A 21,999-nucleotide genomic window follows, 5' to 3' on the forward strand; every position below is an offset into this window, starting at 1 on the left:
TCACCTCTGGTCGAAAGCTGCCTGCACCAAGCCTCCCGCAGAGGCCGTCGCTATGCACAACGTCAGGAAAGTTGAGTCTGTTCCGCTCAACCCGATGTTTCCCAAAGTAACGACTGTGGCCCGTGGCTTGCCATTTACCAACCCATTGGGATGAACTACCGGACCATGTCTGTCATCACATTTGGGCCGCCGGCCACGAGCTCACCGCCCGAGACCCATGTCCTCGCCGCCGAGGGAGGCACCCTTGCCTCGATCGAGGAGTGGATCAACGAAGTCTTCACTCCCATCTCGGACGGCCTGTCCAACTTCGTGTTCGCCGAGCTGACGATCGGCAGCATCTCGTTCCCGTGGATCGTCGCGTGGCTCATCCTCGCCGCGGCCATCTTCACCTGCTACTTCGGCTTCATCCAGTTCCGCAGGTTCAAGCTCGCCACCGAGCTCGTCAGGGGCAAGTACACCAACCCGGACGAACCGGGCGAGATCAACCACTTCCAGGCGCTGGCCTCCGCGCTGTCGGGAACGGTCGGGCTCGGCAACATCGCCGGTGTCGGTGTGGCCGTGACCATCGGCGGTGCGGGCGCGACGTTCTGGATGATCGTCGCCGGCCTGCTCGCCATGTGCACCAAGTTCGTCGAATGCACCCTGGGCGTGAAGTACCGCGAGGTGCACGAGGACGGCACGGTCTCCGGCGGCCCCATGCACTACCTGCGCAAGGGTCTCGCCGACCGGTTCCGCAACGGCTTCGGCATCGGCCTCGGCAAGGTGCTCGCCGTGCTCGCGGCCATCATGCTGCTGTTCTTCGCCTTCGCGGGCGGCAACATGTTCCAGGCCAACCAGACCTTCGCGCAGCTGCGCGACGTCACCGGCGGCGACGACGGGTTCCTCGCCAGCGACGGCGCCGCGTTCGTCTTCGGCGTCGTGCTCGCGATCGTCGTCGGCGCGGTGATCATCGGCGGCATCAAGTCGATCGGCGCCGTGACCAGCCGCCTCGTGCCCGCGATGGCGATCATCTACATCTCCGCGTGCCTCATCGTCATCGGCGTCAACATCAGCGACGTTCCGTCGGCGTTCGGCGAGATCATCTCGGGCGCGTTCACGGGCGAGGGTGTCGCGGGTGGTGCCATCGGCGCACTGATCGTCGGCTTCCAGCGTTCCGCGTTCTCCAACGAGGCAGGCCTGGGCTCCGCCCCCATCGCGCATTCGGCGGTGAAGACGAAGAACCCGATCACCGAGGGGTACGTCGCGCTGCTGGAGCCGTTCATCGACACGGTGATCGTCTGCACGATGACCGCGCTGACCGTCGTCATCGCCAACACGCAGTTCTGGAACGACGCGAAGGCGACCGTGGCCGCGGGCGGCGAGACGCCGGACGGTGTGACCGTGACGTCGGAGTCGTTCGAGACGGTGCTGCCGTGGTTCCCGTACGTGCTGACGATCGCGGTGGTGCTCTTCGCCCTGTCGACGATCATCACCTGGGGCTACTACGGCCAGAAGGCGTGGGCGTTCCTGTTCGGCAAGTCGCGGACCGCGGAGCGCGTCTACCAGGCGATCTTCTGCCTGCTCACGATCGCGGGCTGCGTGCTGACGCTGGGCAGCGTGCTCAGCTTCGCCGATGCCGTGCTGTTCCTGCTCGCGCTGTTCAACATCATCGGCCTGTACCTGCTGGTGCCGGTGGTCAAGCGTGAGGTCGCCGACTTCGCGGGCAAGCTGCGCTCCGGCGAGGTGAAGAAGATCGAGAAGGTGCGCAGCTGATCCGCTGAGCACCGCCCTGGCCGACGGCCCGCTACCCGGTCTTGCCCCGGGTGGCGGGCCGTTCCTGGTTCGGAGCCTGCGCGCCGACCATCGCGCGCAGATCGTCGTTCACGGCCCGCAGCCTGCCGGCGAGGTCCTCGAGTTCCGCTTCGTCCCAGTCGGCGAGTGCGTTGCGCACGAAGTCGACGTGCAGCTGCCGCCAGCGCTCCAGGTGCTGGTGCCCCTTGTCCGAGACCGTGACGAGCGTGACCCTGCCGTCCTCCGGCGACGGCCGACGCTCGACCAGACCGAAGGACGCGAGCTGGCCGATCTGCCTGCTGACCACCGAGATGTCGACCATCCGCAGCTTCGCCAGCTCGGAGAGCCGCAGTTCACCATGCCGGTCGATCTCCGAGAGGAGCATGACGGCAGCGGGGTGCGGGCCGTCGCCGGTCTGCCAGAGCTGCATGACCCACGCCTGGTGCAACTGAGACGACGTGCGGATCTGCCGCATGAGATCGACACAGACCTCGTCCGAGGGGTTCATGGCCTCACCTGGTCACAGTAAGTTACTTGCTCTATACAAATTCTACTCGGCCGGCGGCGTCGCGAAACCGTGTATCAGGTGAAATAGGGCACTAAGCGGACTCTAGTACCACCCATCCGGAGCAACCACAGGGGGACAACTCGCACAGCGACTACCGCCCGGCTGCACGGGAACCTAATGTTGGGTCGGCGCTTGCTCAGAAAGGTGGATTATTCATGGAGCCTCCGCACTGGACGTGGGTCACTGACCTGCTGGGGCAGTCGCACCATCCACCGTCACCCGTTCGTGAATAATCGCGACCGCCTTTTCATTACTGTGCGTATCAATCAGCCCGCTCGACGCGGACCCACTGGGGCAGACGAATGACAGCCGACGCGATCAGTCCAATACCGCGGGTGGCACCGGCCAGAACTCCACCACCCGCGGTGACCGCCATGGTCGAACTGATCCGGGACACCTGGCGCCAGGCCGAGCCCTACACCCCCGAGATCTCGCAGTTCTTCTACGGCATGCTCTTCACGCTCGCCCCCGCGACGCGTGACTTCTTCCCGATCAACATGGAGGCGCAGCGCGGCAGGCTCGTGCGCGCGCTGGTGCACATCGTGCAGATGGTCGATCGCCCCGACGACCTGGCACCGTTCCTGCGCCAGCTCGGCCGCGACCACCGCAAGTTCGGCGTCATCCCCACGCACTACGAGGCCGTGGGCACCGCGCTGCTCGCCGCGCTCAAGCGTCACCTCGGTGAAGCGTGGACGCCGCAGGTCGAGCGCGCGTGGGCGGAGGCGTACACGATCATCGCCCGCTCCATGCAGGACGCCGCCGCGGCCAGCGAGCACCCGCCGTCGTGGATCGGCACGGTCGCCGAGCACCGCAGGCTCAGCTGGGACCTCGCTCTGATCCGCGTCGAGCCCGAGCAGCACGTGCCGTACCAGGCCGGCCAGTACCTGAGCATCGAGGTACCGCAGCGGCCACGGCTCTGGCGCTACCTTTCACCCGCCAACGCGCCGCGCCCCGACGGCTCGCTGGAGTTCCACGTGCGCGCGGTCGAGGGCGGCTGGGTTTCCCGAGCGATCGTCAGCCACACGCAGAGCGGCGACACCTGGCGCATCGGACCGCCGATGGGCAGGCTCGCCGTCAACCGCGAGTCCGGCCGTGACGTGCTGATGATCGCGGGCGGCACCGGCCTCGCCCCACTGCGGGCCGTGCTCGACGACCTCGCCCAGTGGGGCACCAACCCGAAGGTCACGCTGTTCTACGGCGGCGCCACCCACGAGGACCTCTACGACCTCGAACAGCTGCGGGCGATGGCCTCCACCAACCCGTGGCTGACCGTGTGCCCCGTGGTGGAGCACGCCGAGGGCCTGCCCGGCTTCGAGCACGGCACCCTCGCCGACGCCGTGACCAGGCACGGGGCCTGGCCGAACCACGACGTGCTCGTGTCCGGCTCGCCCGCGATGATCAGGGCCACCGTGTCGCGGATGCTCGTCGCGGGCACGGCGCTCGACCAGATCCGCTACGACCCGTTCACCATCGACTGATGGAGACGTCGATCCCGGTCGCCGACGGCGCCGTCAGGGGCTATCTCGCCCTGCCGCAGCGGGAGATCTCCGGGCCGCCGCCGTGGCCGGGCGTCGTCGTGGTGCACGACGCGCTGGGGCTCGGCCGCGACACGCGCCGCATCGCCGACCGCTTCGCGACCGCGGGCTTCGCCGCACTCGCGCCCGACCTGTACTCGCGCGGCGGCCTCCGCTGCGTCAGATCGGTGTTCTCCGCGCTCATGGCCGCGAAAGGGCAGGCGTTCGACGACCTCGACGCGGCCAGGCGGACTCTGGCAGACCGCGAGGACTGCACGGGCGAGGTGGGCATCGTCGGCTTCTGCATGGGCGGTGGCTTCGCGCTCGCCGCCGCGAGCAGCGGCTTCGGCGCCTCCGCCCCGTACTACGGCCAGCTGCCCAAGGACCTCTCCGTGCTCGACGGCGCGTGCCCGATCGTGGCGAGCTTCGGCAAGCGGGACCCGTCGCTGAAGGGCAAGGCGGCGGTACTCAAGGCCGAGCTCACCGCGCGCGACATCCCGCACGACGTCAAGGAGTACCCGGCCGCCGGGCACAGCTTCGCCAACCAGCTGCCGCTCGGCCCGCTCAACCTGCTCGCCAAGGTCACCGGCTTCGGCTATCACCACGAGTCGAGCGAGGACGCGTGGCGGCGAGTGCTGGCCTTCTTCGCCGAGCACCTGAAGCGACCGGTCACGGGCGGGCGTTGAGCCGGGCGGCCTGCCGGGTCAGGTAGTCGCGCTCGGCGAGGTTGAGTGCCTTCCTGGCCGCCTCGGCGTACAGCAGGGCCGCCTTCTCCACATCGCCGTCGCGCTCGTGGAGGTACGCCGCCACCGCCGTGTGGCGGGGCAGCGAATCGTCCAGTTCCGCGAGCGCCGCGAGCCCGGCCCTCGGCCCGTCGGCCTCGCCGACGGCCACCGCCCGGTTGAGCCGTACGACCGGACTGTCGGTGAGGCGCACGAGCTCGTCGTACCACTCGACGATCTGCACCCAGTCGGTCTCCTCGGCGGTCTGCGCGTCGGCGTGGAGCGCCGCGATGGCGGCCTGTGCCTGGAACTCGCCGAGCCGGTCGCGGGCCAGCGCCGCCTGCAGGATCTCGACCCCCTCGGCGATCAACGCGGTGTCCCACCGGCCCCGGTCCTGCTCGGCGAGCGGCACCAGGCTTCCGTCGGGCGCGGTCCTGCTCGCCCGTCGCGCGTGGTGGAGCAGCATGAGCGCGAGCAGTCCCGCCACCTCGGGGTGGTCGATCGCCGCGGCGAGCTGCCGGGTGAGCCGGATGGCCTCGGCGGCCAGGTCGAGGTCCCCGGAGTAGCCCTCGTTGAAGACCAGGTACAGAACGCGCAGCACGGTGGCGACGTCGCCGGGCTGGTCGAAGCGCGCGGTGCTCACGGTGCGCTTGGCCCGGCTGATGCGCTGCGCCATCGTCGCCTCGGGCACCAGGTACGCCTGCGCGATCTGGCGGGTCGTCAGCCCACCGACCGCCCGCAGCGTCAGCGCGACAGCGGACGACGGCGTCAGCGACGGGTGGGCGCACAGGAAGTACAGCTGGAGTGTGTCGTCCACCGACTGCGCGGGGCCCGGCGCCGGTTCCTCGTCGACGAGATCCTCGCGCCTGCGGCGAGCGGTGTCCGACCTGGTCGCGTCGAGGAACTTGCGCCAGGCCACGGTGACCAGCCAGCCCTTGGGATCGCGGGGAGGTTCGGCGGGCCAGGCGCGAAGCGCCTCCACCAGGGCGTCCTGCACGGCATCCTCGGCCGCCGCGAAGTCGGCTCCACGGCGGACGAGGATCCCGAGCACGTTCGGGGTGAGGCTCCTGAGCAGGGCCTCGTCCATCTCGGACGTCACTCCGTGACGGTGGGCGGCTCGGTCAGAAACGGGCGCAGTTCGAGCCACTCGTGGATCGGCTTCCCGCCGGCGCCGGGGGCCGCCGACAGCTCTCCGGCCAGTTCGACGGCACGCTCGTAGCTGTCGACGTCGATCACCATCCAGCCGGCGATGAGGTCCTTGGTCTCGGCGAACGGCCCGTCGGTGACGGGCGGGCGCCCCTCGCCGTCGTACCGCACGAACGTCCCCTCAGGGGCGAGCGCCTGGCCGTCGACGAACTCGCCGGTCTGCTCCAGCCGGGTCGCGAAGTCGCGCATGTACTGGATGTGCGCCGAGATCTCCTCCGGCGTCCACTTCTCCATGGGAACGTCGTTGACGGCTGCCGGGGCGCCGCGGTAGTGCTTCAGCAGCAGGTACTTCGCCATGATGTCTCTCCTCGGTGCTGGTGACCCATTCTGGTCACGTTCACCCCGAGGACGGAGCCGTTTGCGGCTTCTCGACACGAACCCGCGAACTTTTTCGAACCAACTGCAGTGAAGGCCACCATCACTGCGTTCAACGCAGGCAAGGTGGCCTTCACTGCAGCTGGCTGGCTGGATGGGTGGGTGGCGGATGGGTGCGTGGGTCAGCCTCGGCGGCGGGGTTTCCACACCACGAGCGCGTTCTGGGTGCGAACCGGCACCAGGTCCTTGCGATAGGAAGCGTGGACGGCGGCCGCGGCCTGCTCGGCCGCGGCGTAGGCGGTCGCCAGTTCCTCGGTCAGTTCCCGTACCCGGTGCTGCAGCGCCTCGACCTGGTTCTCCAGCTCGATGATGCGCTTGATCCCGGCGAGGTTGACGCCCTCCTCCTGGGACAGCCGCTGCACCTCACGCAGCAGCGCGATGTCCCGCATGGAGTAGCGCCTGCCGCCGCCGGACGTCCGGCCGGGGCTCACGAGCCCCAGCCGGTCGTACGAGCGCAACGTCTGCGCGTGCAGCCCGGACAGCTGCGCGGCGACCGAGATGACGAAGACCGGCGTGTCCTCGTCGGCGCCGTGCGGCAGCCCGCCCGGGAAACCGGAACCGAACATCATGCCCCCCTGTCTCGCAACAGCGCGGTGATCTCCGGTCGCGGATCGTGCTTCGCGACCGCCTCGGCGTAGGACTCCAGCGCGGCCTTCGCCTTGCCGTCGAGCTTGCCCGGGATCACGACCTGAAGGGTGACCAGCAGGTCGCCCTGGGTGCCGTCCCGCTTGGCGATGCCCTTGCCGCGCACGCGGAGCACGCGGCCGCTCGCGGTGCCGGCCGGCACCTTGACCGAGACCTTCGACTCCAGCGTGGGCACGGTGAGCGTGGTGCCGAGCACGAGTTCGGAGAACTCCACCGGCATCGTGATCGTCAGGTCGTTGCCCGACCGGCCGAACACCGGGTGCGGGTTGACGTGCACGCGCACGTACAGGTCACCGGCCGAGGCACCGCCCCTGCCCGGCTCGCCCTGGCCCGCGAGGCGGATCCGCTGGTTGTCGTCGACCCCCGCGGGGATCCGCACGGTCAGCGTCCTGGTCCTGGTGCTGATGCCCTCACCGGCGCACTCGGGGCACGGGTCGTCGATCAGCGTGCCGCGGCCGCGGCAGTCGCGGCACGGCTCGGAGAAGGCGAACGCGCCCTGGCTCCTGCTCACCAGGCCCGAGCCCGCACACGTCGGGCACGTCCTCGGCCTGGTGCCCGGCCGGGCGCCGTTGCCGCCACAGGTGCCGCACGTCGCGGGGCTCGACAACCGCAACGGCAGGGTCGCGCCCTTGACCGCCTCGGCGAAGTCGATCCGGACATCGGTCTCCACGTCGGCGCCACGCTGCCCGCGAGCGGCCGTGGCACCACCGCCGCCGCGGCGGCCGAACAGGTTGCCCAGCATGTCGCCGAGCCCCCCGAACCCGCCGCCGCCTGCCGCGGACTGGCCGAAGAGGTCGTTGATGTCGAAGCCGCCGGTACCGGTGCCGCCCCCGCCCGGGAAGCCGAAGCCGCCGGGACCTCCGGAGCCGAACAGCCTCCTGGCCTCGTCGTACTCCTTGCGCTTCGCCGTGTCGGAGAGCACCCCGTACGCCTCCGAGACCGCCTTGAACTTCGTCTCGGCCTCGGTGTTGCCGGGGTTGGCGTCGGGGTGGTTCTCCCTGGCCAGCTTCCGGTACGCCTTCTTGATCTCGTCCTGAGAGGCGTCGGAGGAGACGCCGAGCTCACGGTAGAAGTCCTTACCGATCCACTCGCGCGCGCTCATACGGCGTCTCCTCCTTCCTCCTGGTCGTGGTCAGCGTGCGTTCTCATCGACGTCGACGGGCAGCTCGCCGCCGACCGGCGGGTCGATCGGCTCTGCCGAGGGGGCGCCGCCCGGCTCGTGGTCGGTGACGCCGACGAGCGCCGCCCGCAGCACCCGGTCGGAGAACCGGTAGCCACGGCGCAGCACCATCGTCACCGTCGGCTCGGTCACGTCGGGCGAGGTGTCGTGCTGCACGGCCTCGTGCACGCTCGGGTCGAAGGGCTCGCCCTCCTTGCCGAACGACTCGAGCCCGGCCCGCTCCAGCGCGCCGACGAGTTTGTCGGCCACCGCCTTGAACGCACCCGTGAGGTCGCCGTGCTGCTCGGCCCGCTCCAGATCGTCGAGCAGCGGCAGCAGGTCGTTGACGAGCGACGCCTTGCCGCTGGCGACCACGGCCTCGCGGTCGCGGTCGACCCGCCTGCGGTAGTTGGCGTACTCGGCCTGCACCCGCTGGAGGTCCGCCGTGCGTTCCTCGAGCTGCTTCTCGAGGTCCGACACGGGCGCGACAGCGTCGTCGACGGTCGCCTCACCCGCAGCGGGGCCGGCGGCGCCCGGCTCGGCGGGCGCCTCCGGCGGCTGCTCGGTCACCGGCTGCCGAAGCTCACCGGTCTCCGGGTCGATCTTCCGGCGATCCCGCACGACCACTGGCTCCTGGTACTCCTGTCGGTCGGTTTCGTCGTAGCGTTCGGTCACTTCTTGTCGTCCTCATCGACGATCTCGGCGTCAACGACGTCGTCGGCCTTGGCCGACGAACCGGTGCCCGCGTCGCCCGCGGCGCCGGTGCCCGCGTCGCCAGGGTTGCCCTGGGCCTGTGCGCCGGTGTTGGCGTACAGGGCGGTGGCCAGCTCCTGCGAGGCCGAGTTCAGCTTCTCGATCGACTCGCGGATCTTGGCCGTGTCGGTGCCCTTGAGCGACTCGTTGGCCTCGTCGATCGCGGTCTTGACCTTGCCCTTGAGCTCCTCGGGCAGCTTGTCGTCGTTGTCCTTGACGAACTTCTCGGTCTGGTAGACCAGCGTCTCGGCCTGGTTGCGGGTCTCGGCCTCCTCGCGGCGCTTCTTGTCCTCCTCGGCGTGCGCCTCGGCGTCCTTGACCATGCGGTCGATGTCCTCCTTCGGCAGCGCGGAGCCACCGGTGATGGTCATCGACTGCTCCTTGTTCGTGCCGAGGTCCTTCGCGGTCACGTGCACGATGCCGTTAGCGTCGATGTCGAACGTGACCTCGATCTGCGGCACGCCACGCGGAGCGGGCGGGAGGCCGGTCAGCTCGAACATGCCGAGCTTCTTGTTGTGCGCGGCGATCTCGCGCTCACCCTGGAACACCTGGATCTGCACCGACGGCTGGTTGTCGTCCGCGGTGGAGAAGATCTCCGAGCGCTTGGTCGGGATCGTGGTGTTGCGCTCGATGAGCTTGGTGAACACGCCGCCCTTGGTCTCGATGCCCAGCGACAGCGGGGTGACGTCGAGCAGCAGGACGTCCTTGACCTCGCCCTTGAGCACACCGGCCTGCAGGGCCGCGCCCACGGCGACGACCTCGTCCGGGTTCACGCCCTTGTTGGGCTCGCGGCCGCCGGTCAGCTCCTTGACCAGGTCGGCGACGGCCGGCATGCGGGTGGAGCCACCGACGAGCACGACGTGGTCGATCTGGCCGACCGAGATGCCCGCGTCACGGATGACGTTGTTGAACGGCGCCTTGGTGCGGTCGAGGAGGTCGGACGTGATCCGCTGGAACTCCGCGCGGGACAGCGTCTCGTCGAGGAACAGCGGGTTCTTGTCCGCGTCGACCGTGATGTAGGGCAGGTTGATGTTCGCGCTGCTGGAGCTGGAGAGCTCGATCTTGGCCTTCTCCGCGGCCTCCTTGATGCGCTGCATCGCCATGCGGTCCTTGGTCAGGTCGATGCCCTGCGAGGACTTGAACTTGTCGACCAGCCAGTTGACGATGCGCTCGTCCCAGTCGTCACCACCGAGGTGGTTGTCACCGCTGGTGGCACGCACCTCGACGACACCCTCGCCGATCTCGAGCAGCGAGACGTCGAACGTACCGCCACCGAGGTCGAAGACCAGGATGGTCTGCTCCTTCTCGCCCTTGTCGAGCCCGTAGGCCAGCGCGGCGGCGGTGGGCTCGTTGACGATGCGCAGCACGTTGAGGCCCGCGATCTGGCCCGCTTCCTTCGTGGCCTGCCGCTGGGCGTCCTCGAAGTAGGCGGGAACGGTGATCACCGCGTCGGTGATCTCCTCGCCGAGGTAGGACTCCGCGTCGCGCTTGAGCTTCATCAGCACGCGCGCGCTGATCTCCTGCGGCGTGTAGTTCTTGCCGTCGATCTCGTTCTTCCAGTCCGTGCCCATGTGCCGCTTCACGGACCTGATGGTCCGGTCGACGTTGGTCACGGCCTGGTTCTTCGCGGGCTGCCCGGTCAGCACCTCGCCGTTCTTGGCGAAGGCGACGACGGACGGGGTGGTCCGCGAACCCTCCGAGTTGGCGATGACCGTCGGCTCGCCGCCTTCAAGTACCGCGACGACCGAGTTGGTCGTGCCGAGGTCGATGCCGACCGCTCGCGCCATGGTGTTCCCTCCTGCTTACTTACTTGCTGTGCCGGCCCTGCCGGCGAGGTCGCTTCTTCCACATTGAGTGGGGTTCACTCAAGTTGTATCCGGAGGCCGTCGCGGCCGTCAACCAGGACTTGAGCCGGGCTCACTCAACCTTCCTGCCAGCACAACGACTGGCCTGCCCTTCTTGTTCCCGCGCGGCCTACGCGGCATGCACGGTGACGTCGCCGCTGTCGGTGGAGAGGTCGAGCACCGCCGACGCGTCCGGGTCCTGCGTCACGCCGATCTCCCGGTCGCCGGAGTCGGTGGTGCCGATGACGCGGTACGCGCCGTCGGGCACGGTCACCTCCACGTCGCCGCTGTCGGCGGCGAGCTTGACGTCGCGAGGCTCGTCGAGGGTCAGCGTGAGGTCGCCCGAGTCGACGGACACGTCGACGGCTCCCCGCAGCCGGGTGCCGGTGAAGTCACCGGAGTCGGCCTGGACCCGGACGTCGCTCACGTCCTCGAGGGTGACGTCGCCGGAGTCGACCGACCCGCTGACCGTGGTCCCCTCGGGCACGATCACCTCGTAGTCCACCGAGCACCACGAGCCGCAGCCCGCCAGCACGAGCGTGCCGTCGCGCACCTCGTACGCTTCCTCCGGCTCGCCCCAGCGGTAGCTGAACCGCTGCCGGACGGTCGTGGTCTCGGCGCCCTCCTCGGCGCGCACGAGCACGTCGCCGGAGTCGTTCGCCAGCTCGACCCTGCTGACGCGCTGGTCGACGGTCGCCGTCGCCTCCGACGTCGCCGGCCAGAACCAGCCGAGCCCGAAGGCGATCCCGACCCCGATCAACGCCACACCGCCGATGGCCAGTCCAGCGCGCCCCATGTGAGTCCTCCCGCCGCAACTTCTCTGCGCAGGCAACGCTATGACCCGGCGGAGTGCGGGGGTATCCGGGTGAACCCCGGTTCCTCCCTGAGGCTGTCCCTACCCCCGGTCGGGGCCGGAGATCACTAGCCTTCCGGGGAGGAGCCACATCGAACCGACGAGCTGGAGGAGGACCAGAGCCCATGACCCGAGCTCAGAACCCCTACGAATCGCTGCCGCCCGTGCCGTCCTTCACGCTGCGCAGCAACGACGTCGCCGAGGGGGAGACGCTCGCGACGCCGCACCTGAGCGGCATCTTCGGCGCGGGCGGTGAGGACCGCTCGCCGCACCTGGCGTGGGAGGGCTTCCCCGCCGAGACCAAGAGCTTCGCGGTGACCTGCTTCGACCCGGACGCCCCCACGGGCAGCGGCTTCTGGCACTGGGCGGTGTTCAACATCCCGGCGTCGGTCACGGAGCTGCCCTCGGGTGCGGGCGACGCGAGCGGGTCCGGTCTGCCCGAGGGTGCCAGGACGCTGGCCGGTGACGGCGGGGTCCGGCAGTTCCTCGGCGCCGCCCCTCCGCCGGGGCACGGCCCGCACCGCTACATCTTCGCGGTGCACGCGCTCGACGTGGACTCGCTCGACGTCGGCGAGGACGCGCGGCCCGCCTTCCTCGGCTTCAACATGTTCGGCCACACCCTCGCCAGGGCCACGCTCACGCCGGTCTACGAGAACCAGGGCTGAGGTAGCCCAGGGCTCCGACGCCCAGCAAGCCGAAGGCGGTGAGGCACGCGGCGGTCCATCCGGCAGCGCCGTAGGCCGCCGCGCCCACCGCCGACCCCGCGGAACCGCCGAGGAACGCCGCCAGCATGAACACCGTGTTCAGGCGTCCGCCCGCTGCCGGGTCCACCGCGAGCGCCGCGGCCTGGTTGGACACCAGACCCAGCTGCAGCCCCACCGGCATGACGACCATGCCGGCCAGCAGTGCGGGCAGCACACTGCCGCCAAGGAGCAGGAGCCCGGTGCCGACGACGAAGATCCCGAAGCCGACGGCGCTCACGAGCAGCGGACCGCGCCGGTCGACGAACCTGCCGCCCAGCGGGGTCGCCGCCGCGCTGCCGAGTCCGAGCAGGCCGACGAGGCCCGCGGTGCCGACGCCGAGCCCGTGCGGGGGCGCGGTGAGCGCGAGCACCACCGTGCTCCACACGACGTTAAACGCCGCGAACATCCCGGCCTGGCGAAGGCAGGCGCCCCGGAGCGCGGGCTCCCCGCGCACGTAGCCGGGCAGCGAGCGCAGCAGGTCGCGGTAGCGTGCGGGCGCCCGCTCGCCCTCGCGCGGCAGCACGCGTGCCGTGAGCAGCCCGGTCACGAGCGTCAGCCCGGCCGCGACGAGGTAGACCGCCCGCCAGCCCCAGAGCGCGCCGAGCTGGCCGCCCAGCACGCGCGACAGCATCATGCCCGCGATCAGCCCGGCCTGGACCCAGCCCATCGACACCGCGCGCCGCGAGGGCTCCGCGCGCTGCACGACGAGCGGCACGATCACCTGTGGCACCACCGTGGTCACGGCGGCGAGCGCGGCGAACCAGGCGAGCACCGGCACCGACGGGGCCAGTGCCGCGCCCACGAGCAGCGCGCTGGTGAGCACGCTCAGCGTGGCGACGAGCCTGCGACGGTTGCTGTTGTCGCCGAGAGGCACCACGAAGAGCACGCCCAGCGCGTAGCCGAGCAGTGCCGCGGTCGCGACCCACCCGGCGGCGGCCCGCGACGTGCCCAGCCCCTCGGCGATGAGGCCGAGCACGGGCTGCGCGAGGTAGATGTTCGCCACGGTGACGCCGGAGCACACGGCGGCGGCGGTGAGCATCACCCGCCTGCCGGTTCCCGGAGACACGGCGGTCGTGGTCATGGAGCCCCCTTAGCAACCAACTGGATGGTTGGAAACCTAGCCCGCGCGGGGACGCGGAGTCAACCATCCAGTTGGTTATGCTGGCCGCATGCCGCGCGACTCCGAAGCCACGAAGGCCCGCATCTTCGCCGCGGCGACCACCGAGTTCGCCGCACACGGCATCGCGGGCGCGCGCGTCGACCGCATCGCCAGGGAGGCGAGCGCCAACAAGCAGCTCATCTACGCCTACTTCGGCGGGAAGGAAGCCCTCTTCGGGGCCGTGCTCGAACGCGCGCTCGCCGACCTCGCCGCCTCGGTGCCCATCGACGGCACCGACCTGCCCGGCTACGTCGACCGCCTGCACGCCTACCACGACCGGCACCCCGAGCTGCTCCGCCTGCTGCTGTGGGAGGCGCTCGAACGCGGCGAGGAGCCGATCGCGGCCGAGGCCGAGCGCACCGAGCACTACCGCGACAAGGTCGCGAGCGTCCGCGAGGGCCAGGAGCAGGGCAAGGTCACCAAGGAGTTCGCGCCGGAGGTGCTCACCTTCCTGCTGCTGCAGTTCGCCAAGTGGCCCTCGGTGGTGCCGCAGATCCGGCGGATGCTGCTCGGCCCCGACGCCGACCCCGCCGAGCTGGCGAGCGCGCTCCACACCGCCGTCGAGCGGCTCACCCGGCCCTGAGTCAACGGGGCTTGAGCAGGTAGTCCACGACGGGCCGCAGTTCCTCGGCCGTCGGCGGCTCGTCGTCGATGAGGCCCTGGATGAGCAGCCCGTCGATGCCGGCGAGGAACACCCGGAAGGCCACCTCGTCGTCGTGGCGCACCATGGACGTCAGCACGTCGAGCCAGCGCCGGGCCGCGGGCCGCAGCTCGGGGCGGCGCGCCGCGAGCAGGTACAGCTCGTACTCGGCCATCGTGCGTCCCCGCCTCGGCCCGAGCGCCTCGGCGAGCAGGTTCGCCACCTCCTCGGCACCCCGGCTGCCGCGCGAGCGCGCGCGGTCGATCATCCAGTAGACCTCGGTGGCCATGTCCCGCGCGCAGTCGATCAGGGTGGCGATGAGCAGGTCGTCGAGGGTCGCGAAGTGGTAGGTGGTCGACGTCGTCGGCACGCCGGCCTCCTTCGCCACGGTGCGATGGGTGACGCCCGCGACGCCGTCGCGTTCGATCACGCGCAGCGTGGCCTCGATGATCTCCGTTCGCCGCTTCTCGCCGCGGACCTTGCGGCCGTCGACCCGCTGCCTCAATGCGCCGTCCTGCCTGCCTCGAGCAACACCACACCGCCGATCACGAGCAACAGCCCGGCGACCATCGTCAGGTTCATGCTCTCGCCGAGGAACAGCGTGCCGATGATCGCCACCAGCGCGACCCCGGCCGCGGACCAGATCGCGTAGACGACGGCGACCGGAATCCCCGCCTTGAGCACCTGCGCGAGCAGCGTGAACGAGAGCGCGTAGCCGATGACGACGAGGATGGATGGGCCCAGTTTGGTGAAGCCCTGCGAGAACTTCAGCGAGATGGTGGCCGTCACCTCGGTGAGGATCGCACCGGCGAAGAGAAGATACACGCCCATACACCGAGAGTATCGGAACGATAGTCCCAATAGTAGCGAGTTTTCCACCACATCAGTGGGACTTCGTGCCGCGACATCGATTACTGATCAGTAAGAAGGGTTAGGCTCCCGAAACCCACCGCGAAGTCCCGAACCGAAAGGCCCGATCATGGGTGCATTGCAGATCACGCTCGGCGTGATCGGCGTTGCCGTCAGTGTTGTCGCTTGGGGTGTGTTCGTCGCCGGCGTCCTGCGCCAGATACGGATCATCCGACTCGGTCAGCCGGACGCGACGCGCAACGGTCCGTTCGTGCCGCGCCTGAACACCCTGATCAAGGAGTTCGCGGCGCACACGAGGATGAACAAGCTCCGCCACGTCGGGCCCTGGCACTGGCTGGTGATGTGGGGCTTCCTCCTCGGCTCGCTCGCGCTGTTCGAGGCATATGGGGAGACCTTCAACCCGCACTTCGCGTGGCCCATCATCGGGCACTGGGAGCCCTGGCAGCTACTGCTGGAACTGCTCGGCCTCGGCACCGTGGTCGGCGGCATCGCGCTGGCGATCATCCGGCAGGCCAACCACCCGCGCAGGGCCGACCGGCAGTCCCGGTTCGCGGGCTCCAACTTCAAGCAGGCCTACTTCGTCGAAGCCGTGGTGATCATCGAGGGCATCGGCATCCTCGGGGTCAAGGCGTTCAAGATCGCCAGCGGCATCGAGGACCCGGCACTGTGGTCGAGCTTCGTCACCCAGCCGCTCGCCGAGCTGCTGCCCACGAGCACGGCGGCCGTGTCGATCATGGCGCTGATCAAGCTGCTCTCCGGCATGATCTGGCTCTACGTCGTGGGCACCACCCTCACGATGGGCGTCGCCTGGCACCGGTTCAGCGCGTTCTTCAACATCTACTTCAAGCGCGAGGACGACGGCGGCGTCGCGCTCGGGAAGCTCAAGCCGATGATGAGCGGCGGCAAGCCGATCGACCTCGAGGAGGCCGACCCCGACGAGGACACCTTCGGCGTCGGCAAGGTCGAGGACTTCAGCTGGAAGGGCTGGCTCGACTTCTCCACGTGCACCGAGTGCGGCCGCTGCCAGTCGCAGTGCCCCGCGTGGAACACCGGCAAGCCGCTGTCGCCGAAGCTGGTGATCACGCAGCTGCGCGACCACGCCTACGCCAAGGCGCCGTACCTGCTCGCGGGCGGCAAGAAGGACATGGCGGGTGACGAGGTGGGCCTCACCGGCGACAACCCGTACGCGGGCATCGACGTGCTGGCCATCGCCGAGGCCGACCGCGCGCTGATCGGGGACGACGGCGGCGTGATCGACCCCGACGTGCTCTGGTCGTGCACCACCTGCGGCGCGTGCGTCGAGCAGTGCCCCGTGGACATCGAGCACGTCGACCACATCGTCGACATGCGCCGCTACCAGGTGATGATCGAGTCGAACTTCCCGACCGAGCTGAACACGATGTTCAAGAACCTGGAGAACAAGGGCAACCCGTGGGGCCAGAACGCCAAGGACCGCATGGCCTGGGCGGACGACCTCGACTTCGAGGTGCCCGTGTTCGACGGCGACTTCGGCGACAGCGAGTACCTGTTCTGGGTCGGCTGCGCCGGTGCGTTCGAGGACCGCGCGAAGAAGACCACCCGCGCCGTGGCCGAGCTGCTGCACATCGCGGGCGTCAAGTACACGGTGCTCGGCCCCGAGGAGACCTGCACCGGTGACCCGGCGCGGCGTGCGGGCAACGAGTTCGTGTTCCAGATGCTCGCGCAGCAGAACGTCGAGGTGCTCAACTCGGTGTTCGAGGATGTCGAACAGGCCAAGCGCAAGATCGTCGTGACCTGTGCGCACTGCTTCAACACCCTCGCCAACGAGTACCCGGACCTCGGCGGCAACTACGAGGTCGTGCACCACACGCAGCTGCTCAACCGGCTCGTGCGGGAGAAGCGGCTCACCCCGGTGGCGCCGATCGCCGAGGACGTCACCTATCACGACCCGTGCTACCTGGGCAGGCACAACAAGGTGTACGAGGCGCCGCGTGAGCTCGTGGGCGCGTCCGGCGCGGCGCTGCGGGAGATGCCGAGGCACGGCGACCGGTCCATGTGCTGTGGTGCTGGCGGTGCGCGCATGTGGATGGAGGAGCGCATCGGCAAGCGGATCAACGTCGAGCGCGTGGACGAGGCGCTCGGCACCGCGCCCTCCAAGATCGCGACCGGCTGCCCGTTCTGCCGCGTGATGCTCACCGACGGCGTCACGTCGCGGCAGAACGACGGCAAGGCGAGCGAGAAGGTGGAGGTCGTCGACGTCGCCCAGCTGCTGCTCTCCGCGGTGAAGCGCGACGAGCAGAAGGTGCCGGTGCCGGTCGGCGCCGCCACGAGCGGCGGGGAGGCCGAGGCCGACGGCCGCGCCGACGTGCCGACCGACGAGGCGCCGACGGGTACCGCACAGGCCGAGGAGGACAAGTAACCGGATGAGTCGCGGCCGGGGGTGCCGCTAAGCAGGCGTGGTGGTGGACATGCCGAGTAGCATGGTCCATCCTCGCAGTCGACGTTGCCCGCGAGGCAGGCGAGATCTGCATGACATCTGCAGGCAGGGCGGACAAGCGTGGGCATGGGTACCCCCGGCGACGACGAACCGGAAACGACCGACGGCGGCGACGTCGGTCCCACCGGTGCGCGCTTCCCGTCCTCCCGCCAGCGCTCCCGGTTCGGTGACGACGAGCCCGAGCCCGTCGAGGAGAAGCCGAAGCGCAAGCGCAAGGACCGGAAGTCGACGCGGGTCGGCTACACGGGCGGCCGGTTTCCCTCGGCCTCCCGGCTGGAGAAGCTGGCGAGGGAGGAAGGGGAGTCCGCGCGGGAGCCGGAGCCCGAGCCGCCTGCCGCACCGCAAGCGCCACCCGAACCCGAGCGCCCCGAGCGCCCTTCTCGTGCCGCTCCGCCCGGGAAGCCGCCGCCACGCAGCGAACGCGTGTTCGCCACCGCGGACGGCGCCGATGACCGCGTCGACCCGATGGAGGAGCACCGGCTACGGGTGCGGCCGTACGTGCTCACGCGGGGTCGCACGCAGGCCCGCCAGGACCTCGCGGTCGAAACCCTGATCTCCACCATCCCGGACGCCCCGTGGGGTGCCGAGCAGCTCAGCTCCGAATACCAGGCGGTGCGCAGGCTGTGCATGGAGCCGCGGTCGGTTGCCGAGGTCGCCGCGCTGCTCTCGGTGCCGCTCGGCGTCGCCAGGGTGATCCTGAGCGACCTGGCCGAGGCCGGGCTGGTCCACGTCCACAGCAGCACGTCGGGCTACGCGGGTCGCCCCGACTACAACCTGATGCAGCGCGTGCTCGAAGGGCTGCACAACCTCTAACCGGCACTGACGCTTGCCTGAAGAAGTGAATCAGTGCTTCACTTCTTTGCGTGGTGTACCGGCGCACTCCTCGGATCCAGGCCCGCATGGACTCCCAGCGGGCCGCGATCCTCGACGCCGCCATCGAGCTGCTCGCCGAGCGCGGCTACGCCGGATGCTCGATGGCCGCCGTCGCGGCACAGGCAGGCGTGGCCACGGGCAGCGTCTACCGGCACTTCCCCGGCAAGGCCGAGCTGGTCGCCGAGCTGTTCCAGCTCGTGGTGACGCGCGAGGTCGAGGCCGTCGAGCTGGCCGCGGAACAGCCCGGCACGGTGCCGGAACGGGTGGTCGCCGTGGTGGAGACGTTCGCGAGCAGGGCGCTCAAAGCCCCGCGGCTGGCCTACGCGCTGCTCGCCGAACCGGTCGACGCGCCGGTGGAGGAGCAGCGGCTGGTCTTCCGCCGCGCCTTCCGCGACGTCGTGGCCCGCCGGGTCGCCGAGGGCGTCCGCACCGGGGTGCTCCCGCCGCAGGACGCCGACATCACCGCCGCCGCCATCATCGGAGCGGGTGCCGAGGTGCTGACCGGCCCGCTCACCTCCGACAGCACGGACGCCGTGTCCGAGCTGTGCACGTTCACCCTTCGCGCGCTAGGAGCGACAGATGCCACCCACCCATGAGGTCACCAACCAGGTGCCAATGCTGGCGGGCCACGACCTCGCCGAGGACCCCACGCTGCTGGAGGGCCTGCGCCGCGAAGGGGCGGGCTGGGCCGAGGCCGAGGTGCACGAGCTCGGCGTGCTCGCGGGCACCGAGCGGGTGCAGGACTGGGGCAGGCTCGTCAACGAGAACCCGCCGAAGCTGCGTACCCACGACCGCGTCGGCAACCGCATCGACGAGGTGGAGTTCCACCCGCACTGGCACGACCTGATGGACGTCGCCGTCTCGCACGGGCTGCACGCGGCGCCGTGGCGACAGGACCGGCCCGGCGCGCACGTGGCCCGCGCGGCGAAGTTCTACGTCTGGAGCCAGATCGAGGCGGGCCACACTTGCCCGATCTCGATGACCTACTCGGCGGTGCCCGCGCTGCGGCACAACCCCGACCTGGCCGCAACCTACGAGCCGCTGCTCGCCGCGAGCGTCTACGACTTCGGTCTGCGAGAGCCGAGCACCAAGCGCGGACTCATCGCCGGCATGTCGATGACCGAGAAGCAGGGCGGCTCCGACGTGCGGGCCAACACCACCACCGCACGGCCGACGGGGGACGGCGGCTACGTGCTCACCGGGCACAAGTGGTTCACGTCGGCGCCGATGTCGGACGTGTTCCTCACGCTCGCGCAGGCGCCCGGCGGGCTGTCCTGCTTCCTGCTGCCGCGCGTGCTGCCCGACGGCACCCGCAACCGCATTCACCTGCAGCGACTCAAGGACAAGCTCGGCAACCGCTCCAACGCCTCGGCCGAGATCGAGTACGACGAAGCGATGGGCTGGCTCGTCGGCGAGGAGGGCCGCGGCGTCCGCACGATCATCGAGATGGTCAACAACACGCGGCTCGACTGTGTCATCGGCGGCGCGGCAGGCATGCGCTACGGCGCCGTGCGGGCGGCGCACCACGCGCGGCACCGGCACACGTTCGGCCAGGCGCTCGACCGGCAGCCGCTGATGACCAACGTGCTCGCCGACCTCGCCGTCGAGTCGGAGGCGGCGACGGTGGCGGCGCTGCGGCTGGCGGGCGCGAGCGAACGCGCCGCGGCGGGCGACCGGCAGGAGGAGGCGCTGCGGCGGCTCGCGCTCGCGGTGACGAAGTACTGGGTGTGCAAACGCGCGCCCGCGCACGCGGCCGAGGCGCTGGAGTGCCTCGGCGGCAACGGCTACGTCGAGGAGTCCGGCATGCCGAGGCTCTTCCGCGAGTCGCCGTTGTCCTCGATCTGGGAGGGCTCCGGCAACGTCGCCGCGCTCGACGCGCTGCGGGCGATGGGGAGGCAGCCGGACTCCGTCGAGGCGTTCTTCACCGAGGTCGAGCGGGCCGAGGGGGCCGACCCCCGGCTCGACGACGCGATCGGCCGGGTGCGCAAGGAACTGGCCGACCTTTCCGACGTCGAGTTCCGCGCGCGGCGGGTGGTCGAGCTGCTGGCGCTGGTGTTCCAGGGCTCGCTGCTCGTGCGCCACGGCGACAAGGCCGTCGCCGACGCGTTCTGCGCCTCCCGCCTCGGCGGCGACTGGGGCATCGCCTTCGGCACCCTGCCCACCGGCGTCGACACCCACGCCATCACCGCGAGGGTGTGGCCGTGAGCGTGTGGGTGGAGCGCGACGGCGCCGTCACCACCGTGGTGCTGAGCAGGCCACAGGCGCGCAACGCCGTCGACGGCCCGACCGCGGCGGCGCTGGCGGAGGCGTTCCGCGAGTTCGACGCCGACGACAGCGCGCACGTGGCCGTGCTGTGGGGCGAGGGCGGGACGTTCTGCGCGGGCGCCGACCTCAAGGCGCTCGGCACGCCCCAGTCGAACCAGGTGACAGAGGACGGCGACGGCCCGATGGGCCCGACCCGGCTCCGCCTCGGCAAACCGGTGATCGCGGCCGTCTCCGGATACGCGGTGGCGGGCGGGCTGGAGCTCGCGCTGTGGTGCGACCTGCGCGTGGCCGAGGAGGACGCCGTGTTCGGGGTGTTCTGCCGGCGCTGGGGCGTGCCGCTGATCGACGGCGGCACCGTGCGGCTACCGAGGCTCATCGGCACCAGCCGGGCCCTGGACCTGGTGCTCACCGGCCGCCCGGTGCCCGCGCGGGAGGCGCTCGCGATGGGCCTCGCCAACCGCGTCGTACCCACCGGGCAGGCGCGCGCGGCCGCGGAGGAGCTCGCCGCCCAGCTCGCCGAGTTCCCCCAGGTCTGCCTGCGCGAGGACCGGCTGTCGCTGCTGGAACAGGACGGCCTCACCGAGGAGGAGGCCATGTCGGGCGAGCTGCGGCACGGCTTCGTGTCGCTCGGCGCCGGGGCGCTCGACGGGGCCCGCCGGTTCGCCTCCGGCGCCGGACGACACGGCGCCTTCTAGTAGCCGAAGTTCTGCGTCCAGTACCAGCCGTCGGAGTTCACACCGACCCCGATGGTGGTGATGTCGCAGTTCAGGATGTTGCGGCGGTGGCCGTCAGAGGACATCCACGCGTCCATGACGGCCTCCGGACTCGACAGGCCCATCGCGATGTTCTCCGCCGCGGGCCTGGGGTAGCCCTCGTCGCGGATCCGCTCGTCGAAGGTCCTGCCGTCCGGCGAGGTGTGCGAGAGGTACTCGCGCCGGGCCATGTCGTCGCTGTGCTTCTGCGCGGCCCTGGTCAGCCTGCTGTCGACGGTGACGGCCGGGCAGCCTGCGTCGGCGCGCTCGTCGTTGACCAGGTCGACCACCCTCGCCGTCGACGAGGGCGAGCTGCCACCGGAGGACGACTCGGTGCGGGAGCTCTGGGAGGTGGTTCCGGGGTCGGTGGTAGTGGTCGGGTCGGGTTGGTCCTGCTGGGAGCTCGACGACTCGCTGGAGGACGGGGAGTCCAAGGTGGGGGATTCGGTCGTCTGCTCGCTGGTGGGCGGGGACTGTTGCGTTTCGGGGGACGTGCTCGATGGCTGCGTGGGCGCCGCCGATGTCGACTCGGTGACCGGAGCCGACGAGGCCGGGTTGGGGCCGGAACGTCGGATGGAACCGTTGAAGGGATCGTCCGCGGATCTGTCGGGCAGAGCGACGGGGGATTCGCCGCCCGGCGGACGCAACCACAACAGGTGACCACCCGCCGCAACCGCGACACCCACGAGCACACTGAACATCACTAAAAGTGATCGAATTCGTGAACTCGGGGTAGGCACAAGAGCGGAAGCTACCACCAAAGCGTGAGTTACTGAACCGTTATCTGCACCGCATTTGTGTTGTAACCTGGC

22 protein-coding genes are annotated in these 21,999 nt (G+C 70.1%); 10 read left to right on the top strand and 12 right to left on the bottom strand.

Annotated features, from left to right (window positions below; genetic code table 11):
* Nucleotides 1-165 precede the first annotated feature (165 nt).
* A complete protein-coding gene (locus BA062_RS01120; protein WP_110334331.1) occupies nucleotides 166-1,752 on the top strand; it encodes an alanine/glycine:cation symporter family protein in 1,587 nt (528 codons plus the stop codon).
* Nucleotides 1,753-1,783: 31 nt separating this feature from the next.
* On the opposite strand, the gene BA062_RS01125 is transcribed toward BA062_RS01120, so the two are convergent.
* Complete coding sequence (locus tag BA062_RS01125) at nucleotides 1,784-2,278, bottom strand: MarR family winged helix-turn-helix transcriptional regulator (RefSeq protein WP_110334119.1); 495 nt, start codon at nucleotides 2,276-2,278, stop codon at nucleotides 1,784-1,786.
* Between the two features lie 362 nt (nucleotides 2,279-2,640).
* On the opposite strand from BA062_RS01125, the gene BA062_RS01130 reads away from it, so the two are divergent.
* On the top strand, nucleotides 2,641-3,816 hold the full coding sequence (locus BA062_RS01130) for a globin domain-containing protein (protein WP_210406726.1): 1,176 nt from the start codon (nucleotides 2,641-2,643) through the stop codon (nucleotides 3,814-3,816).
* Nucleotides 3,816-4,538: a dienelactone hydrolase family protein gene (locus BA062_RS01135; RefSeq protein ID WP_110334121.1), complete on the top strand. Its 723-nt coding sequence runs from the start codon at nucleotides 3,816-3,818 to the stop codon at nucleotides 4,536-4,538. Before BA062_RS01130 ends, BA062_RS01135 begins: the two co-directional genes overlap by 1 nt.
* Here the strand turns inward: BA062_RS01135 and BA062_RS01140 are convergent.
* The 7 genes from BA062_RS01140 to BA062_RS01170 all read right to left on the bottom strand — a co-directional run bounded on the left by BA062_RS01140 (nucleotide 4,522) and on the right by BA062_RS01170 (nucleotide 11,352).
* The gene (locus BA062_RS01140) at nucleotides 4,522-5,661 is read right to left on the bottom strand and encodes an RNA polymerase sigma factor (protein WP_110334332.1); all 1,140 of its coding nucleotides are present in this window, start codon (nucleotides 5,659-5,661) and stop codon (nucleotides 4,522-4,524) included. The two genes, BA062_RS01135 and BA062_RS01140, sit on opposite strands and share 17 nt — an antisense overlap.
* A gap of 8 nt (nucleotides 5,662-5,669) precedes the next feature.
* The gene (locus BA062_RS01145) at nucleotides 5,670-6,077 is read right to left on the bottom strand and encodes a YciI family protein (RefSeq protein WP_110334122.1); all 408 of its coding nucleotides are present in this window, start codon (nucleotides 6,075-6,077) and stop codon (nucleotides 5,670-5,672) included.
* A gap of 200 nt (nucleotides 6,078-6,277) precedes the next feature.
* Nucleotides 6,278-6,721, bottom strand: coding sequence for a heat shock protein transcriptional repressor HspR (locus BA062_RS01150; protein WP_110334123.1), 444 nt, complete (start codon nucleotides 6,719-6,721; stop codon nucleotides 6,278-6,280).
* On the bottom strand, nucleotides 6,721-7,902 hold the full coding sequence (gene dnaJ / locus BA062_RS01155) for a molecular chaperone DnaJ (protein WP_110334124.1): 1,182 nt from the start codon (nucleotides 7,900-7,902) through the stop codon (nucleotides 6,721-6,723). The genes BA062_RS01150 and dnaJ overlap by 1 nt, the downstream gene beginning before the upstream one ends.
* Nucleotides 7,903-7,932: 30 nt before the next feature.
* On the bottom strand, nucleotides 7,933-8,634 hold the full coding sequence (gene grpE / locus BA062_RS01160) for a nucleotide exchange factor GrpE (protein WP_110334125.1): 702 nt from the start codon (nucleotides 8,632-8,634) through the stop codon (nucleotides 7,933-7,935).
* The gene (gene dnaK / locus BA062_RS01165) at nucleotides 8,631-10,499 is read right to left on the bottom strand and encodes a molecular chaperone DnaK (RefSeq protein WP_110334126.1); all 1,869 of its coding nucleotides are present in this window, start codon (nucleotides 10,497-10,499) and stop codon (nucleotides 8,631-8,633) included. Before dnaK ends, grpE begins: the two co-directional genes overlap by 4 nt.
* Before the next feature lie 187 nt (nucleotides 10,500-10,686).
* Nucleotides 10,687-11,352: a DUF4097 family beta strand repeat-containing protein gene (locus tag BA062_RS01170; RefSeq protein ID WP_110334127.1), complete on the bottom strand. Its 666-nt coding sequence runs from the start codon at nucleotides 11,350-11,352 to the stop codon at nucleotides 10,687-10,689.
* Between the two features lie 182 nt (nucleotides 11,353-11,534).
* Between BA062_RS01170 and BA062_RS01175 the strand changes: the two genes are divergently transcribed.
* Nucleotides 11,535-12,074: a YbhB/YbcL family Raf kinase inhibitor-like protein gene (locus tag BA062_RS01175; RefSeq protein ID WP_110334128.1), complete on the top strand. Its 540-nt coding sequence runs from the start codon at nucleotides 11,535-11,537 to the stop codon at nucleotides 12,072-12,074.
* On the opposite strand, the gene BA062_RS01180 is transcribed toward BA062_RS01175, so the two are convergent.
* Entirely contained in the window at nucleotides 12,046-13,233 is a 1,188-nt protein-coding gene (locus BA062_RS01180) for an MFS transporter (protein ID WP_110334129.1), read from the bottom strand. The genes BA062_RS01175 and BA062_RS01180 overlap by 29 nt on opposite strands.
* Nucleotides 13,234-13,321: 88 nt before the next feature.
* Here BA062_RS01180 and BA062_RS01185 point away from each other — a divergent pair, with 88 nt between their 5' ends.
* Nucleotides 13,322-13,894 (top strand): TetR/AcrR family transcriptional regulator, encoded by a 573-nt coding sequence (locus BA062_RS01185; protein ID WP_110334130.1) that lies wholly within the window; start codon nucleotides 13,322-13,324, stop codon nucleotides 13,892-13,894.
* Between the two features lies 1 nt (nucleotide 13,895).
* Here the strand turns inward: BA062_RS01185 and BA062_RS01190 are convergent, their stop codons facing one another.
* Complete coding sequence (locus BA062_RS01190) at nucleotides 13,896-14,456, bottom strand: TetR/AcrR family transcriptional regulator (RefSeq protein WP_110334131.1); 561 nt, start codon at nucleotides 14,454-14,456, stop codon at nucleotides 13,896-13,898.
* Complete coding sequence (locus BA062_RS01195) at nucleotides 14,453-14,782, bottom strand: DMT family transporter (protein WP_110334132.1); 330 nt, start codon at nucleotides 14,780-14,782, stop codon at nucleotides 14,453-14,455. Before BA062_RS01195 ends, BA062_RS01190 begins: the two co-directional genes overlap by 4 nt.
* 148 nt (nucleotides 14,783-14,930) lie before the next feature.
* Here BA062_RS01195 and BA062_RS01200 point away from each other — a divergent pair, with 148 nt between their 5' ends.
* The 5 genes from BA062_RS01200 to BA062_RS01220 all read left to right on the top strand — a co-directional run bounded on the left by BA062_RS01200 (nucleotide 14,931) and on the right by BA062_RS01220 (nucleotide 21,130).
* On the top strand, nucleotides 14,931-17,219 hold the full coding sequence (locus tag BA062_RS01200) for a (Fe-S)-binding protein (RefSeq protein ID WP_110334133.1): 2,289 nt from the start codon (nucleotides 14,931-14,933) through the stop codon (nucleotides 17,217-17,219).
* Nucleotides 17,220-17,363: 144 nt separating this feature from the next.
* A complete protein-coding gene (locus BA062_RS40430) occupies nucleotides 17,364-18,110 on the top strand; it encodes a DUF742 domain-containing protein (RefSeq protein ID WP_245959620.1) in 747 nt (248 codons plus the stop codon).
* Nucleotides 18,111-18,160: 50 nt separating this feature from the next.
* The gene (locus tag BA062_RS01210; protein ID WP_110334134.1) at nucleotides 18,161-18,766 is read left to right on the top strand and encodes a TetR/AcrR family transcriptional regulator; all 606 of its coding nucleotides are present in this window, start codon (nucleotides 18,161-18,163) and stop codon (nucleotides 18,764-18,766) included.
* Complete coding sequence (locus tag BA062_RS01215; protein ID WP_110334135.1) at nucleotides 18,750-20,375, top strand: acyl-CoA dehydrogenase family protein; 1,626 nt, start codon at nucleotides 18,750-18,752, stop codon at nucleotides 20,373-20,375. The genes BA062_RS01210 and BA062_RS01215 overlap by 17 nt, the downstream gene beginning before the upstream one ends.
* The gene (locus BA062_RS01220; protein ID WP_210406727.1) at nucleotides 20,366-21,130 is read left to right on the top strand and encodes a crotonase/enoyl-CoA hydratase family protein; all 765 of its coding nucleotides are present in this window, start codon (nucleotides 20,366-20,368) and stop codon (nucleotides 21,128-21,130) included. The genes BA062_RS01215 and BA062_RS01220 overlap by 10 nt, the downstream gene beginning before the upstream one ends.
* Here BA062_RS01220 and BA062_RS41270 read toward each other — a convergent pair.
* A complete protein-coding gene (locus BA062_RS41270) occupies nucleotides 21,127-21,888 on the bottom strand; it encodes a CAP domain-containing protein (RefSeq protein WP_110334136.1) in 762 nt (253 codons plus the stop codon). The genes BA062_RS01220 and BA062_RS41270 overlap by 4 nt on opposite strands.
* Between the last annotated feature and the right edge of the window lie 111 nt (nucleotides 21,889-21,999).

Source organism: Prauserella flavalba, from assembly GCF_003202235.1.
Classification (GTDB): Bacteria; Actinomycetota; Actinomycetes; order Mycobacteriales; family Pseudonocardiaceae; genus Prauserella_A; species Prauserella_A flavalba.

Coding starts and splice junctions, on each gene's coding strand:
- BA062_RS01185 (WP_110334130.1), top strand. CDS start 13,322: ATGCCGCGCGACTCCGAAGCCACGAAGGCCCGCATCTTCGCCGCGGCG.
- BA062_RS01140 (WP_110334332.1), bottom strand. CDS start 5,661: ATGGACGAGGCCCTGCTCAGGAGCCTCACCCCGAACGTGCTCGGGATC.
- BA062_RS01170 (WP_110334127.1), bottom strand. CDS start 11,352: ATGGGGCGCGCTGGACTGGCCATCGGCGGTGTGGCGTTGATCGGGGTC.
- BA062_RS01145 (WP_110334122.1), bottom strand. CDS start 6,077: ATGGCGAAGTACCTGCTGCTGAAGCACTACCGCGGCGCCCCGGCAGCC.
- BA062_RS01215 (WP_110334135.1), top strand. CDS start 18,750: ATGCCACCCACCCATGAGGTCACCAACCAGGTGCCAATGCTGGCGGGC.
- BA062_RS01150 (WP_110334123.1), bottom strand. CDS start 6,721: ATGTTCGGTTCCGGTTTCCCGGGCGGGCTGCCGCACGGCGCCGACGAG.
- BA062_RS01200 (WP_110334133.1), top strand. CDS start 14,931: ATGGGTGCATTGCAGATCACGCTCGGCGTGATCGGCGTTGCCGTCAGT.
- BA062_RS01135 (WP_110334121.1), top strand. CDS start 3,816: ATGGAGACGTCGATCCCGGTCGCCGACGGCGCCGTCAGGGGCTATCTC.
- BA062_RS01175 (WP_110334128.1), top strand. CDS start 11,535: ATGACCCGAGCTCAGAACCCCTACGAATCGCTGCCGCCCGTGCCGTCC.
- BA062_RS01195 (WP_110334132.1), bottom strand. CDS start 14,782: ATGGGCGTGTATCTTCTCTTCGCCGGTGCGATCCTCACCGAGGTGACG.
- BA062_RS01180 (WP_110334129.1), bottom strand. CDS start 13,233: ATGACCACGACCGCCGTGTCTCCGGGAACCGGCAGGCGGGTGATGCTC.
- BA062_RS01130 (WP_210406726.1), top strand. CDS start 2,641: ATGACAGCCGACGCGATCAGTCCAATACCGCGGGTGGCACCGGCCAGA.
- BA062_RS01125 (WP_110334119.1), bottom strand. CDS start 2,278: ATGAACCCCTCGGACGAGGTCTGTGTCGATCTCATGCGGCAGATCCGC.
- BA062_RS41270 (WP_110334136.1), bottom strand. CDS start 21,888: ATGTTCAGTGTGCTCGTGGGTGTCGCGGTTGCGGCGGGTGGTCACCTG.
- BA062_RS40430 (WP_245959620.1), top strand. CDS start 17,364: ATGGGTACCCCCGGCGACGACGAACCGGAAACGACCGACGGCGGCGAC.
- dnaJ (WP_110334124.1), bottom strand. CDS start 7,902: ATGAGCGCGCGCGAGTGGATCGGTAAGGACTTCTACCGTGAGCTCGGC.
- BA062_RS01120 (WP_110334331.1), top strand. CDS start 166: ATGTCTGTCATCACATTTGGGCCGCCGGCCACGAGCTCACCGCCCGAG.
- dnaK (WP_110334126.1), bottom strand. CDS start 10,499: ATGGCGCGAGCGGTCGGCATCGACCTCGGCACGACCAACTCGGTCGTC.